A 14386-nucleotide genomic window follows, 5' to 3' on the forward strand; every position below is an offset into this window, starting at 1 on the left:
ACCATGATCCGAGGAATCCGTACCATGTTGCTCTTTAGGAACTGTGGCGACTGATCTGACGCGCCAACGGCCTCGCTGTTGGCTGGCGGGAACCTGTAGCGCCCACGACAGCCCAACCCGCTGTCGCGAAGAATTAAGAAGAGGCAGGACCCATGGCAAACGTGCAAAGCGGGAAAATGATCGTCGGTCTCGATATCGGCACCTCCAAAGTGGTGGCGCTGGTCGGCGAGGTCTCGGACGACGGCACGCTGGAAATCGTCGGGATCGGCACTCATCCGTCCCGTGGCCTGAAGAAAGGCGTGGTGGTGAACATCGAATCCACCGTGCAGTCGATTCAGCGCGCAATCGAAGAAGCGCAGCTGATGGCCGGTTGCCGGATCCACTCGGCGTTCGTCGGCGTTGCCGGCAATCACATCCGCAGCCTGAACTCCCATGGCATCGTCGCGATTCGTGATCGCGAAGTCAGCGCCGCCGACCTCGAGCGCGTGCTCGATGCGGCCCAGGCTGTGGCGATCCCGGCTGACCAGCGCGTGCTGCACACCCTGCCGCAGGATTACGTGATCGATAACCAGGAAGGCGTTCGTGAGCCGCTGGGCATGTCGGGCGTGCGTCTGGAAGCCAAGGTTCACGTGGTGACCTGCGCCGTCAACGCCGCGCAGAACATTGAAAAATGCGTGCGTCGCTGCGGCCTGGAAATCGACGACATCATTCTTGAACAGCTCGCTTCCGCGTACTCGGTCCTGACCGACGACGAAAAAGAGCTGGGCGTTTGTCTGGTGGACATCGGCGGCGGCACCACCGACATCGCGATCTTCACCGAAGGCGCGATCCGTCACACCGCCGTGATCCCGATTGCGGGAGATCAGGTGACCAACGACATCGCCATGGCGTTGCGCACGCCGACCCAGTACGCCGAAGAAATCAAGATTCGCTACGCCTGCGCCCTGGCCAAACTGGCCGGCGCCGGCGAAACCATCAAGGTCCCAAGCGTCGGCGACCGGCCGCCGCGCGAGCTGTCCCGTCAGGCCCTGGCCGAAGTGGTCGAGCCGCGTTACGACGAGCTGTTCACGCTGATCCAGGCCGAACTGCGTCGCAGCGGCTACGAAGACCTGATCCCGGCCGGCATCGTGCTGACCGGCGGTACCTCGAAGATGGAAGGCGCGACCGAACTGGCCGAGGAAATCTTCCACATGCCGGTACGCCTGGGCGTGCCGCACGGCGTCAAGGGCCTGGACGATGTGGTCCGCAACCCGATTTATTCCACTGGCGTTGGCTTGTTGATGTACGGCCTGCAAAAGCAGTCCGACGGGATTTCGTTCTCGGGCATCAGCAGCCGTGACAGCTACAGCAATGAAGAACCGAAAGCCGCCTTGCTCGATCGCATCAAGAGCTGGGTACAAGGCAATTTCTAAAGATTTACCGTAGTACCGCTTCACATGCAGTAGGCGAAAAAAACTAGAGAACGTAAAGGAGAGGGAACATGTTCGAGCTCGTAGACAACATCCCCGCAAGCCCGGTTATTAAAGTTATCGGTGTTGGCGGAGGCGGCGGCAACGCTGTCAACCACATGGTCAAGAGCAACATTGAAGGCGTCGAGTTCATCTGCGCCAACACTGATGCCCAGGCGCTGAAAAGCATCGGCGCGCGGACCATCCTGCAACTGGGTACTGGCGTGACCAAAGGTCTGGGCGCTGGTGCCAACCCTGAAGTAGGTCGTCAGGCCGCTCTCGAAGATCGTGAGCGCATTGCCGAAGTCCTGCAGGGCACCAACATGGTGTTCATCACCACTGGCATGGGCGGCGGCACCGGTACCGGCGCGGCGCCAATCATTGCTGAAGTGGCCAAGGAAATGGGGATCCTCACCGTTGCGGTGGTGACTCGTCCGTTCCCGTTCGAAGGCCGCAAGCGCATGCAGATCGCCGACGAAGGTATCCGTCTGCTGTCTGAAAGCGTTGACTCGTTGATCACCATTCCCAACGAGAAGCTGCTGACCATCCTCGGTAAGGACGCCAGCCTGCTGTCGGCTTTCGCCAAGGCCGACGATGTACTGGCCGGTGCCGTTCGCGGTATCTCCGACATCATCAAGCGTCCGGGCATGATCAACGTCGACTTTGCCGACGTACGGACTGTCATGAGCGAAATGGGCATGGCGATGATGGGCACTGGCTGCGCCAGCGGTCCGAACCGTGCACGCGAGGCCACCGAAGCGGCCATTCGCAACCCGTTGCTCGAAGACGTGAACCTGCAAGGTGCACGCGGCATCCTGGTGAACATCACCGCCGGTCCTGACCTGTCCCTGGGTGAGTACTCCGACGTGGGTAGCATCATCGAAGCCTTCGCTTCCGAGCACGCGATGGTCAAGGTCGGTACTGTTATCGATCCGGACATGCGCGACGAGCTGCACGTAACCGTGGTTGCCACCGGTCTGGGCGCAAAAATCGAGAAGCCTGTGAAGGTCATCGACAACACCATGCACACGTCCGTGGCATCGCAGCCGCAGCAACAAGCGCCTTCGCGTCAGGAAGCGCCTGCTGTGAATTACCGTGACCTGGACCGTCCGACCGTCATGCGCAACCAGGCTCAGGCCGGTGCTGCGACTGCCGCGAAGATGAATCCACAGGATGATCTGGACTATCTGGACATCCCGGCATTCCTGCGTCGCCAGGCCGATTGATGGAATGTATCAGGGCGATGAAGGTGATTGGTGTTCAGCAAAGGTCTGGTCTGCTATCATCGCCAGCCTTTGTTGATACCAGTTCGCAATTTGCGCTGAAGCGGCCCAAGCCATGATTAAACAACTCACACTGAAAAATATTATCCGTGCCACAGGTGTAGGCCTGCACTCCGGGGAGAAGGTATACCTGACCCTCAAGCCAGCACCTATCGACACCGGCATTGTGTTTGTTCGTGCCGATCTGGACCCTGTGGTGCAGATCCCTGCCCGCGCGGAAAACGTTGGTGAAACCACCATGTCGACCACGTTGGTCAGTGGTGACACCAAAGTGGATACGGTGGAGCACTTGCTCTCGGCCATGGCTGGCCTGGGCATCGATAACGCCTACGTCGAGCTCTCCGCGTCCGAAGTCCCGATCATGGATGGTAGCGCTGGACCTTTCGTATTCCTGATTCAATCGGCCGGCCTGGAAGAACAGGACGCAGCCAAGAAGTTCATCCGGATCCTGCGGGAAGTGACAGTGGAAGACGGCGACAAGCGCGCCACTTTCGTCCCTTTCGAAGGTTTCAAAGTGAGCTTCGAGATCGATTTCGATCACCCGGTTTTCCGTGACCGCACACAAAGTGCAAGCGTGGATTTTTCCAGTACTTCGTTCGTAAAAGAAGTCAGCCGCGCCCGTACCTTTGGTTTCATGAGTGATATCGAGTACCTGCGCAAGCACAACCTCGCACTCGGCGGCAGCGTTGAAAACGCTATTGTGGTCGACTCGGATGGCGTACTGAACGAAGACGGTCTTCGCTATGAAGACGAATTCGTGAAGCACAAGATCCTTGATGCAATTGGTGACCTCTACCTGCTGGGCAATAGCCTGATTGGTGAGTTCAAGGGCTTCAAGTCCGGACATGCATTGAACAACCAGCTGCTGCGCAAGTTGATTGAGCAGACAGATGCTTGGGAAGTCGTGACTTTCGAAGACGCCAGCACTGCACCGATCTCTTACATGCGTCCCGTCGCGGCCGTGTAAGTAAAAACCTCTCTAGTTTTTAAAGGCTGCCTTCGGGTGGCCTTTTTTTATGCCTGATCCGCTGTGCCGCCACACCCATTAGCTCAATGCGCAACCACTACCCGATTCCGCCCGCCTTCCTTGGCCTGATACAACGCCTTGTCCGCCATAAACAGCAACTGCTCCAGGCTGATTTCCTTGTCTGTCGTCCAGGTGCTAATGCCGATACTGACAGTAATCGGCGTTTCGTCGCCGGCCACCAACGGTAACTGTTCCACCGCAACGCGAATGTTCTGCGCAATCTGCTGCGCACCCGCGTCGTCCGTTTCCGCCAGAATGACCGAAAACTCCTCCCCGCCGTAACGCGCCACCAAGTCACCGGGTCGGCGCACGTTGGCGTTGATGACCTTGGCCAACGCCCGCAAGGCCTCATCGCCGCCCTGATGGCCATGGCGGTCGTTGAATGCCTTGAAGTGGTCGGCGTCGATCATCATCACCGATAACGGCTTGCCGGAACGCTGGGCCCGAAACCACTCATGGCGCAGGGTCTGGTCCAGGGTCCGGCGATTGGCCACACCGGTCAGGGCATCGGTGGCCGCCAGTTGCGCCAGTTCCTGCTCGGCGTTATGGCGCAGGCGCAATTCGCGGCACAGCAGCCAGGTCAACCACAGCAGGCCGATGCACAACACCCCGGTGGCGCCGCTGATGACCACCGCTGTGCGCTTCCAGGTGGCGAACACTTCATTGCCGGAAAGGGCGACGATCACCGTCAATGGCAAGTTGCCGACTCGGGTAAAGGTGTACAGGCGTTTCTGATGGTCGATGCTCGACACACTGCCGAAGCTGCCACTGCCCTCGCGCAAGATGCGTACGACATTCGGCCGACTGGCGAAACTCTTGCCGATCGATTCATTTTCCAGGTAAGGCTTTTGTGCGAGCAGAATGCCGTCGTCGTTGATGATGTTCAGGATGCTGCCGTTGCCGATGTCCAGGCTGTTGAACAGTTGCTCGAAGTACGCGAGGCGCATCGATGCCACGGCCACCCCCAAAAACTCACCGCTCGACGAGGAAATGCGCCGGCTGAAACTGATGCGCCATTCGTCGCTGTCGTCGCAGTCGCAGCGCGGCTTGAACGGACGGCTGATGAACATGCCGGTGTCGCGGTTGGCGACATGCGCCAGGAAGTAGTCGCGGTCTGCGAAGTTGCCAGGCTTGGGCTCCACCAGCGATGAATCGGCGAGCACGTCGCCGTGTTTATCCAGCAACAGAATGTCGCCCTTGAATCGCGCGGTGGTGGAACGATCAAACAGCACCAGATGGCGGATTTGTGCCGAGACCTGTTTCAGGTCCTCGCGCTGCGACGCGGCAATCAGGCCCTGGAGGGTCAGATCGTAAAGCTCGACGGTGCGTAACACATCCGCGTCGATCAACTGCGCGACGGTCGTCGCGCTGCGAGTAGCAACCTGCTGGGCGTTGGCGTGTTCGCGGATCAGCAGAAAGGCGACGATGCTGACAATCGCGATCACCGTCAGTGAGCTGCCGAGAATCACCATCAACTCGGGGCGGCCGGTCTTGCCTGAAAGATGTGCGGGGTGGCTCGCGGGCATGGGGCTGAGATCTGCTTGAGGCGCATCCAAAAGGTCAGCGAGGTGCGCTGGCCTTTACTGATTCAAGCGTAGAAGACATTGGGCGGGTAGTCGACGCTCACCCCGTATCCGACGGGATGCGTGTTCGCATCAGACAGGCAGGTGGATGCCGAATGTGTTCATCCCGTGATCACTGCGCACGAACACGTCCCCGCCATGCATCAGCGCAATGGCTTTAACGATGGCCAACCCCAGGCCATGGTTATTGCCGCTGTTGCTGCGCGAGGCGTCCACCCGATAGAAACGCTCGAACAATCGCGGCAGGTGTTCGCTGGCAATCGGCGACCCCGGGTTCGCGACGCCGATGCTGACCTGATGCGCCTCGACCTCGATGTGCACCTCAATCACTTGCCCAGGCTCGGTGTGCTGCACCGCGTTGCTCAGCAAGTTGATCAGCGCCCGGCGCAGGTGTGCGATCTCGATCCGCACCTGGGCATCGCCACTGACCCGCACCTGAACCTGTGCATCCTCAAGAATGAAGTCCAGGTATTCCAGGGTCGTCGCCACTTCATCGGCCAGCGAGGTCGCCGTCAGTTTGGTGGCCTTGCTGCCCTGGTCGGCGCTGGCCAGGAACAGCATGTCGTTGATGATCGAGCGCAAGCGTTCCAGCTCTTCAAGGTTCGATTGCAGCACCTCGAAATAGTGTTCCGCCGAGCGCCCGCGTGTCAGGGCGACCTGGGTCTGGCCGATCAGGTTGGTCAGCGGCGAGCGCAATTCATGGGCGACATCGGCGTTGAATGACTCCAGCCGCGAGTACGCCTGCTCGACGCGCTCGAGCGTGGAGTTGAACGAATTGACGAACTGATTCAGTTCCGGCGGCAGCGACGACAGGCGCAAGCGCCCGGAACGCAGGGGCGGCGCCAGACGCTGGGCTTCCTGCGACAACTTGATCAGCGGCTTCAGGCCGATTCGTGCCACCCAATACCCCAGCGCCGAGGCCAGTAACACCCCAACAATCGCCAGGCTGATCAGCGCGATCAGCAAGTGATGCTGAGTCTGCCGAAACGTCTCGGTGTCGATGCCGATCATGAAACGTAGTGGCGGACGCTGGTCCTTGGCCGGGAACTGACTGACCAGGACTTTCAGCGGCGAAGCATGGTCCGGCAACTGCAAGTCGCGCCGACCCAGCGGCCCTTCGGCAAACGCGCGGATCTGCGGGGTGATGTGGCCGTATTCGTACTGCGCATCGCCGCTGATGATCCAGAAACTGATGCGCTTGTCTTCTTCGCCCAGCAGCTTGAGCTTGTTGTTGATCTTCACCCAGTGCTCGGGCGTGCCGTAACGGCCGATGGTGGATTCGAGCACGCTGTAGCGCGCGTCCAGTTCGGCTTCGGGCAGCAGACCCAGGCCTTTGTCGACCTGCTGATATAACGCCCAGCCGATCAACAGGAACACCAGCAGCGCCACCAGCGTGAACATTCCACTGAGGCGCAGGGCAATCGAATTACTGGACACCACGGCTCTCCAGCACATAACCCATGCCGCGAATGGTGTGCAGCAGTTTCTCGTCGAACGGTCCGTCGAGCTTGGCGCGCAGGCGTTTGATCGCGACTTCGACGACGTTGGCGTCGCTGTCGAAGTTGATGTCCCAGACCATCTCGGCGATGGCGGTTTTCGAGAGAATTTCACCCTGGCGCCGCGCCAACACGCTGAGCAGCGAGAACTCCTTGGCGGTCAGGTCCAGCCGCGTGCCGGCACGGGTTGCCTTGCGGCTGATCAAATCGATCCACAGGTCGGCGATGCTCACTTGCACCGGTTCATGGCCGCCACTGCGCCGGGTCAGCGCTTGCAGGCGCGCCACCAGCTCAAGGAAGGAAAACGGCTTGCCCAGATAATCGTCGGCGCCGTCGCGCAGGCCCTTGATACGGTCTTCGACCCGCTCGCGGGCGGTGAGCATGATCACCGGGGTCTGCTTGCGCGCCCGCAAGGCACGCAACACGCCGAAGCCATCGAGGCCCGGCAACATGACGTCGAGGACGATCACCGCGTAGTCGCTTTCCAGCGCCAGGTGCAGGCCTTCAACGCCTTCGCGCGCCACGTCCACGGTGTAACCCTGTTCCGTCAGACCGCGGTGCAGGTAATCCGCGGTTTTTTCCTCGTCTTCGATAATCAGAACGCGCATGACCCCGCCTCAGTCTGTGGTCGCCAGCGCCGGCACGGGCGCAGGCGCTGGTGGGTGGGAGTGTCTGTGGAACAGTCGCTCGAGCCACAAGTATATGACCGGCGTGGTAAACAGCGTCAGCGCCTGGCTGACCAGCAAGCCGCCGACCACCGCGATGCCCAATGGCTGGCGCAGTTCGGCGCCGGTGCCGTAACCGAGCATCAGCGGCAACGCGCCGAGCAGCGCGGCGAGGGTGGTCATGATGATCGGTCGGAACCGCGTAATACAGGCCTGGAAAATCGCCTCTTCCGGTGGCAGGCCACGGTTGCGCTGAGCGTCGAGCGCAAAGTCGATCATCAGGATGCCGTTCTTCTTCACGATCCCGATCAACAGCACCAGCCCGATCAACGCCATGATCGAAAAGTCCTGCCCGCAAATCCACAGCATGATCACCGCCCCGAGCCCGGCCGAGGGCAGCGTCGAGATGATGGTCAGCGGATGGACAAAGCTCTCGTAGAGCACGCCGAGAATGATGTACACCGCCACCAGCGCCGCCAGAATCAGCCACGGCTGACTGGCCAGCGAACTCTGGAACGCTTGCGCCGCGCCCTGGAAGTTGCCGCTCATGGCGGCCGGCATGCCGATGTCGACCTTGGCTTGATTGAGCATGATCACCGCATCGCCAAGTGCCACGCCGGGCGCCAGGTTGAACGACAGGTTGGCCGCCGGGAACATGCCGTCATGGGCAATCGACAACGGACCAATGGTCGGCGCATCGAACTTGGCCAGCGCCGACAGCGGCACCATTTCCCCGCTCAAAGGTGAGCGCAAGTAGAAATAGTTGAGGCTTTCGGCTTTGCCGCGCTGCTTGGTGTCCAGTTCCAGAATCACGTTGTACTGGTTGATCTGGGTCTGGAACTCGTTGATCTGCCGCTGGCCGAACGCGTCGTACAGCGCTTCATCGACATCACTGGCGGTCAGGCCGAAACGCGCGGCGGCGCTGCGGTCGATGCTGATGTGGGTAATGCTGCCGCCCAGTTGCAAGTCGTTGGAAATGTCACGGAACGCCGGGTTGCTGCGCAGTTTTTCCGTCAGGCGTTGCGTCCAGGTGCTGAGCGTCGCGCCGTCGTTGCTCTTGAGCACGTATTGATACTGCGCGCGGCTCGGGCCGGAGCTGAGGTTGATGTCCTGACCGGCGCGCAAGTACAGGACGATGCCCGGCACCTTCATCAGTTTTGGGCGAATCCGGTCGATGAACTGGCTGGCCGAGACGTCGCGGTCAGCGCGTTTTTTCAGCGAGATCCAGAACCGGCCGTTGGCGATGGTCTGGTTGCTGCCCGAGACGCCCACTGAGTGGGAAAACGCTTCGACCGCCGGGTCCGCAGCGACGATTTCGGCCATCGCCAAGTGTTTTTTCACCATGTCGCCGTAGGAAATATCGGCAGCGGCCTCGGTGGTGCCGAGGACAAAACCGGTGTCCTGCACCGGGAAGAAACCCTTGGGGATGAAGATGTAACCGGCAATCGCCAGGCCCAGTGACAGGCAGAACACCCCGATCATCAGCTTCTGGTGGGCGAGGGCGCGGCGAAGCAGTTTTTCGTAGCCGGCCAGCAAGCGCTCGCCGAAACCCGGTTTGTCGTGGGGATGGTGAACCGGCGCACGCATGAACAGCGCGGCGAGGGTCGGCGCCAAGGTCAGCGAGACCACCACCGAAATCATGATCGTCGAAGTCGCGGTCAGGGCGAATTCCTTGAACAGCCGCCCGACCACACCGCCCATGAACAGCAGCGGAATGAACGCCGCCACCAGCGAGAAACTGATCGAGACCACGGTAAAACCAATCTCGCCGGCGCCCTTGATCGCCGCCTCGCGCATGCCGTCGCCGGCCTCCAGGTGGCGGTGGATGTTTTCGACCACCACAATCGCATCGTCGACCACGAACCCCACGGCCACTACGATCGCCACCAGCGTCAGGTTGTTCAGGCTGAAACCCATGATGTACATCAGCGCGAAGCTGGCGGTCAGGGAAACGCCCAATACCGCGGACACAATCATCGTTGCCGACCATTGGCGCAGGAACAGCGCCATCACCGCCACCACCAGCATGATCGCGATCAGCAGGGTGATTTCCACTTCGTGCAGCGAGGCGCGGATGGTTTGCGTGCGGTCGACCAGCACCTTGACCTGCACCGAGGCCGGCAGCATGGCTTCGAGGCCGGGCAGGGCGGCCTGAATGCGGTCGACCGTTTCGACAATGTTGGCGCCCGGTTGCCGCGAAATCACCAGGTTCACCCCGGGTTTATCACCGGCCCAGGCTTGCACGTAGGCATCTTCCGAGCCGTTGACGACTTTGGCGACGTCCCTGAGGTGAACCGGTGCACCGTCCTTGTAGGAAACGATGAGTTGGCTGTATTCCTCGGGGTGGAACAACTGATCGTTGGTCGACAGCGTCGAGATGCTCGACTCGCCGTACAGCGCACCTTTGGCCAGGTTGAGGCTGGTTTGCTGGATCGCCAGACGGATGTCCGCCAGCGTCAGGCCGATGGCCGCGAGTTTGTCAGCCGAGGCTTGAACACGGATCGCCGGACGTTGCTGACCGGTGATGTTGATTTGGCCTACACCGTCGATCTGACTGATCTGACGCGAGAGCAGGGTTTCCACCAGGTCACTGAGTTCGGTGCCGGGCATTTGCGTCGAGTTGACGCTGAGGATCAGCACCGGGCTGTCGGCCGGGTTGACCTTCTTCCAGGTCGGCAGGGTCGGCATGTCCTTGGGCAGCTTGCCGGCGGCGGTGTTGATCGCCGCTTGTACTTCCTGGGCGGCGGTGTCGATGCTTTTGTCGAGGGTGAATTGCAGGGTCAGCAGGCTCGAACCCAAGGCGCTGCTCGACGTCATCTGGGTCATGCCGGGGATGGCGCTGAATTGCACTTCCAGCGGCGTGGCCACCGACGACGCCATGGTGTCGGGGCTGGCGCCGGGCAATTGCGCGGACACTTGAATGGTCGGGAATTCCGCTTCCGGCAACGGCGCGACGGGCAGGCGCGGGAAGGCAATGACGCCCAGCAACACCAAGGCAAAGGTCAACAGGATGGTGGCGACCGGGTGATCGATGCACCACGCGGACGGGCCTCTCATTGTTTCGGCTCCGTTTGCACCACTTGCGGCGGCTCAGTCAGTACCTGCACGGTCGAACCGGGCTTGAGCCGCGACTGGCCATCGCTGACCAACACATCGCCGGGTTTCACGCCGGTGATGATGTCCTGACCGCTGCCCTGATAAACCATCTGCACCTGGACCACCTCGACCTTGTCGCCGTTGACCCGGTAAACGAAATGTTGATCGAGGCCGCGCTGTACGACAGTGGGCGGCACCACCAGCGCATCTTTATCCAGCGCTGTCTGAATTTTTACCGTCACCAACAGGCCCGGCCAGAGCTTCTGGCTTGCGTTGTCGAATTCAGCCTTGGCCCGGATGGTCCCGGTGTTGGCGGCAATCTGGTTATCGATCAGCGTCAGGTGGCCTTCGCCCAGCAGGTTGCCGGTTTCGCCGTCGGTGTCGGCACCAATGTAGGCCTTCACTTGCGCGTGTTGCGGGTCGTTGATCAGGCCTTGCAGGGTCGGCAGCATTTGCTGGGGCAGGGAGAACTCAACGGCAATTGGGTCGATCTGGGTCACGGTGAACAGGCCTTGGGCGTCGGCCATGCGCAGGAAGTTGCCTTCATCGACGGTGCGAATACCGACGCGACCGCTGACGGGGGAGTGAATCTGTGTGTAGGAAAGCTGCACCTGTGCCGCGTCGATTGAAGCCTGATTGCCTTGGGCGGTGGCTTTGAGCTGGTTGACCAGCGCTTGCTGCTGGTCGTAAGTCTGCTTGGAAATGCCGTCGTCGACGGTCAGCAGTTTGTAGCGCTTGAGGTTGACCAGTGCCACTTGCAGCTGGGCCTGGCTTTCGCCGAGTTGCGCGCGGGCCTGGTCGAGGCTGGCGCGGATCGAGCGGTCATCGATGGTGGCCAGCAGGTCGCCCTGTTTCACCAGTTGACCTTCCTTCACCAGGATTTTGGTGAGAATGCCGTCGATTTGCGGACGCACCACTACGCTGTGCAGCGACAACACCGAGCCGATGCCGCTGACGAAGCGCGGCACGTCTTTTTCGGTGACGTTGACCACCCGAACCGGGATTGCCGTGGGCGCGGCGAGTTTGGCCGTCGCGGGCTTGCTGGCGTACCACACGCCCAGCGCTGCCAAAACGATCAGAAGGGCTGCAAGCAGGGCGGGTTTTTTCTGAATTCGCATGCGAGTGGGGCGCCAGGGCTGGGGTGGTCGGAATTGTGTCAGGTTTATACCGTCCTTTATAAACCCGCGCGCGGGTCAGGAAGGTGACTGCTAACTGACGGCGCTGTCAGTTTGGGGCTCGAATTGCCGTGGAAGCGAGCCTGCTCGCGATGGCGTCAGCTCAGTCAACATCGAACCCGCTGACCGACTACTTGTCGCTTGACGCTCACCGCTTGCAGCTTGCAGCGCCTCATCCAGTTATACTTGCGCCTTTCGCGGTCCACCCACCGGACCCGACTTTTTCAGCATCACCCGGAGCTTTCATGACTTCCCCGACACAACCGCCGGTTGCCGACGCTTTGAGCGACAACCAGGCAGAGCTGCCAGACAGCGTCGACTCCAACGCAGACAGCGAAACCAAAGCCGCGATCCCGGCGTTCAAATTCCCGTTCAAACCGGGGGATTTGGCCGCCGCGAAAAATGCCAGCCAGCCCTGGTACAAGAATGGCGCGAAGAATGGCCATACCAAGACGCCGGGGGCTGCGCCTCCGGGGACGCGTCGCTCGATGGGCAAGCGCTGATCGCCGGCCGTTGTTCTGACCGGTAAGTGTTCCGCTTTTTATCGAGAAAACTCCCACAAGGATGAGCGATTCTTCCTCTGGGAAAGTCGGCGGCCTCTCGTCGAAGATTCACGCCCGTGAATTCGATGAAGGCCGCTTATATGCGTCTGATTAAAATGTTTTCTGTGCTCTCGCTGATGAGCCTCACCACCGGTTGTGTTTCGTCCGCGGTCGATCCGCAGATCCGCTTTGGCGTGGAGGCCCTGGTTCCGCCGTTCGAGAGCCGTAGCGACAGCGGTGAATTGGTCGGCTTGAACATCGAGTTGGGCAACGCCTTGTGTGCTGAACTTCAGTCCCGTTGTGTCTGGATCGATCAGGATTACGCCACCAACCTGCATGCCCTTGAAGCCGAGCGTTTCGATGTGATCATGCCGATGACCGCTACACCGGCACGGCGCGAGCGCGTGGACTTCACCGACAATCTTTATCCCCTGAGCAGCCGACTGGTAGCGCGCAAAGGCTTGAGCCTGGCGCCGGATGTGCAGTCACTCAAGGGCAAGCGCGTCGGCGTCCTGTCGGGCACCAGCCGCGAAGCATTCGCCAAGGCGCGTTGGGCGGAAGCCGGGGTCACGGTGCGCAGCTTTCAATTCAACGAGCAATTGATCGCCAGCCTGTTGGCCGGTGAGATCGACGCGACGCTGCAGGATTCCATTGAAATCAGTCATGCGTTCTTGAACCAGCCTTCAGGGCAAGGTTTCGATTTCGCCGGGCCCGCGCTCGACGACCCGATGCTGGGCACGGGTGTGGCAATGGCGGTGCGCAAAAACGACACCGTGTTGCGCAACAACTTGAATGCCGCGCTTGATCGTCTCAAGCAGAACGGCCAGTACCAGGCAATTACCCGGCGCTACCTGCCCGCTTCGACAGCCGAATCGCTGCGTCATGTTCCTAACGCTGAAGGGCTGGCGTTTTCCGATGCGGTACACCTCGGCAACACGGTTTACTTGTCTGGCGTGGTCGGCCTGGGGCGCGATGGCAAATTTGTGAAGGGCGGCATCGGACCACAAACCACCCAGACGATGGAGAACTTGCGTACCACGTTGCAACAAAACGGTTCGTCCCTTGAGCAGGTGGCCAAATGCACGGTGATCCTGGCGGACATCAGGGATTTTTCCGCGATGAGTGCCGTGTATCGCAGTTACTTCCCCGCGGATCGCCTGCCTGCCCGTACGACGTTTGCCGGCAAGTTGGTTGAGGGGGCGAAAGTAGAAGTGGAGTGCCTGGCGGTGACGGCCGGCTAAGCCTCATGGCGACGAGCCATTGCGCAACAGCGTTGCGCAGTGGCTTTCACGGCCGGGGCGGCCTCTCAGGCTGCCCGCAACGAAATAAACGCATAGTTTACCGGCGCGTCCGTGGCCACCTGCGCACCGGCCGCTTGCACTTGTCCGGCCACGTCCTCGCCCGACACATGAAACAGCCAGTCACCGTCCGGCGCCATCAGCGGTTGCGCTGTCACCTGGTCAATGACCGTGGCAAACGCGTGCATGTCCGGCAGATAGGCGGTAAACCCGTCGCCCTTCAGCGCGGTCGTCCGGATTCCCAGCAATGCACAAATTGCATCCTTGGTCTGAATGTCATCGCGATCCGCCTGCCGGGAGCGCTGGATCAAGTGCGCGAGTTCCTGATCCACCAGCTCACCGCCAATGATCAAATCCGGTCCTTGCTCCCACGACTCGGGCGGACAGTCTTTTGTCGCCGGGTTCAGCGAGATGTGCGGATTGATTTCCGCCGGGTAGATGCGGCACACCAAGGGCCGGCGTTCGTAGATGCGGCAGAGGTTGTCTTCGTCAAGATTTCGGCAGGGACCGACGTTGTACGCGGCAAAAGTGATAGCGATGTGCGCCTCGGACGTGCCGCTTCGGACCAGCACCGAACGACGTTCGGCGTGCTCGCGTTGCTGCACCGGCAGGCCCAGGCCGTTGCTCAGGAAACCCTCCACCAGCACGATCACCTGACCGCCGTCAGCCGCCCACATCCGGGCTTCGGCCAGGGTCAGGGGCACATGATGGTCGTTGCAGCACTTGCCGCAGCCTACGCAGGAAAACGTCGTATTCATGGGGTGTTGAGTCGC

11 protein-coding genes are annotated in these 14386 nt (G+C 60.8%); 5 read left to right on the top strand and 6 right to left on the bottom strand.

Annotation, left to right across the window (positions count from 1 at the left end; all coding sequences use genetic code 11):
* Nucleotides 1-152: 152 nt before the first annotated feature.
* The 3 genes from ftsA (at nt 153) to lpxC (ending at nt 3698) form a co-directional block, all read left to right on the top strand.
* Entirely contained in the window at nt 153-1412 is a 1260-nt protein-coding gene (ftsA, locus tag ACQKP4_RS02245) for a cell division protein FtsA (RefSeq protein ID WP_427630006.1), read from the top strand.
* A gap of 68 nt (nt 1413-1480) precedes the next feature.
* Nucleotides 1481-2674: a cell division protein FtsZ gene (gene ftsZ, locus ACQKP4_RS02250; RefSeq protein ID WP_033061342.1), complete on the top strand. Its 1194-nt coding sequence runs from the start codon at nt 1481-1483 to the stop codon at nt 2672-2674.
* 112 nt (nt 2675-2786) lie between these two features.
* Complete coding sequence (gene lpxC / locus ACQKP4_RS02255) at nt 2787-3698, top strand: UDP-3-O-acyl-N-acetylglucosamine deacetylase (protein ID WP_427630008.1); 912 nt, start codon at nt 2787-2789, stop codon at nt 3696-3698.
* 83 nt (nt 3699-3781) lie between these two features.
* On the opposite strand, the gene ACQKP4_RS02260 is transcribed toward lpxC, so the two are convergent.
* From ACQKP4_RS02260 to ACQKP4_RS02280, 5 genes are all read right to left on the bottom strand, one after another.
* On the bottom strand, nt 3782-5284 hold the full coding sequence (locus ACQKP4_RS02260; protein WP_427630010.1) for a sensor domain-containing diguanylate cyclase: 1503 nt from the start codon (nt 5282-5284) through the stop codon (nt 3782-3784).
* Nucleotides 5285-5413: 129 nt separating this feature from the next.
* The gene (locus tag ACQKP4_RS02265; protein WP_427630012.1) at nt 5414-6778 is read right to left on the bottom strand and encodes a heavy metal sensor histidine kinase; all 1365 of its coding nucleotides are present in this window, start codon (nt 6776-6778) and stop codon (nt 5414-5416) included.
* Nucleotides 6768-7445, bottom strand: coding sequence for a heavy metal response regulator transcription factor (locus ACQKP4_RS02270; protein WP_427630013.1), 678 nt, complete (start codon nt 7443-7445; stop codon nt 6768-6770). Before ACQKP4_RS02270 ends, ACQKP4_RS02265 begins: the two co-directional genes overlap by 11 nt.
* 9 nt (nt 7446-7454) lie before the next feature.
* Entirely contained in the window at nt 7455-10559 is a 3105-nt protein-coding gene (locus ACQKP4_RS02275; protein WP_427630015.1) for a multidrug efflux RND transporter permease subunit, read from the bottom strand.
* A complete protein-coding gene (locus ACQKP4_RS02280) occupies nt 10556-11716 on the bottom strand; it encodes an efflux RND transporter periplasmic adaptor subunit (protein WP_427630017.1) in 1161 nt (386 codons plus the stop codon). Before ACQKP4_RS02280 ends, ACQKP4_RS02275 begins: the two co-directional genes overlap by 4 nt.
* A gap of 302 nt (nt 11717-12018) precedes the next feature.
* Between ACQKP4_RS02280 and ACQKP4_RS02285 the strand changes: the two genes are divergently transcribed.
* Nucleotides 12019-12276 carry a hypothetical protein gene (locus ACQKP4_RS02285; RefSeq protein ID WP_427630019.1) on the top strand — a complete coding sequence of 86 codons (258 nt, stop codon included), beginning with the start codon at nt 12019-12021 and terminating at the stop codon, nt 12274-12276.
* A gap of 140 nt (nt 12277-12416) precedes the next feature.
* On the top strand, nt 12417-13556 hold the full coding sequence (locus tag ACQKP4_RS02290) for a transporter substrate-binding domain-containing protein (RefSeq protein WP_427630021.1): 1140 nt from the start codon (nt 12417-12419) through the stop codon (nt 13554-13556).
* Between the two features lie 65 nt (nt 13557-13621).
* Here ACQKP4_RS02290 and ACQKP4_RS02295 read toward each other — a convergent pair whose 3' ends face one another.
* Nucleotides 13622-14371, bottom strand: a complete 750-nt coding sequence (locus ACQKP4_RS02295) for a YkgJ family cysteine cluster protein (protein ID WP_427630023.1) — start codon at nt 14369-14371, stop codon at nt 13622-13624.
* Nucleotides 14372-14386: the final 15 nt, after the last annotated feature.

This window comes from Pseudomonas sp. NPDC086278 (assembly GCF_050280905.1).
Lineage (GTDB): Bacteria > Pseudomonadota > Gammaproteobacteria > Pseudomonadales > Pseudomonadaceae > Aquipseudomonas.

Coding starts and splice junctions, on each gene's coding strand:
- ftsA (WP_427630006.1), top strand. CDS start 153: ATGGCAAACGTGCAAAGCGGGAAAATGATCGTCGGTCTCGATATCGGC.
- ftsZ (WP_033061342.1), top strand. CDS start 1,481: ATGTTCGAGCTCGTAGACAACATCCCCGCAAGCCCGGTTATTAAAGTT.
- lpxC (WP_427630008.1), top strand. CDS start 2,787: ATGATTAAACAACTCACACTGAAAAATATTATCCGTGCCACAGGTGTA.
- ACQKP4_RS02260 (WP_427630010.1), bottom strand. CDS start 5,284: ATGCCCGCGAGCCACCCCGCACATCTTTCAGGCAAGACCGGCCGCCCC.
- ACQKP4_RS02270 (WP_427630013.1), bottom strand. CDS start 7,445: ATGCGCGTTCTGATTATCGAAGACGAGGAAAAAACCGCGGATTACCTG.
- ACQKP4_RS02275 (WP_427630015.1), bottom strand. CDS start 10,559: ATGAGAGGCCCGTCCGCGTGGTGCATCGATCACCCGGTCGCCACCATC.
- ACQKP4_RS02280 (WP_427630017.1), bottom strand. CDS start 11,716: ATGCGAATTCAGAAAAAACCCGCCCTGCTTGCAGCCCTTCTGATCGTT.
- ACQKP4_RS02285 (WP_427630019.1), top strand. CDS start 12,019: ATGACTTCCCCGACACAACCGCCGGTTGCCGACGCTTTGAGCGACAAC.
- ACQKP4_RS02290 (WP_427630021.1), top strand. CDS start 12,417: ATGCGTCTGATTAAAATGTTTTCTGTGCTCTCGCTGATGAGCCTCACC.
- ACQKP4_RS02295 (WP_427630023.1), bottom strand. CDS start 14,371: ATGAATACGACGTTTTCCTGCGTAGGCTGCGGCAAGTGCTGCAACGAC.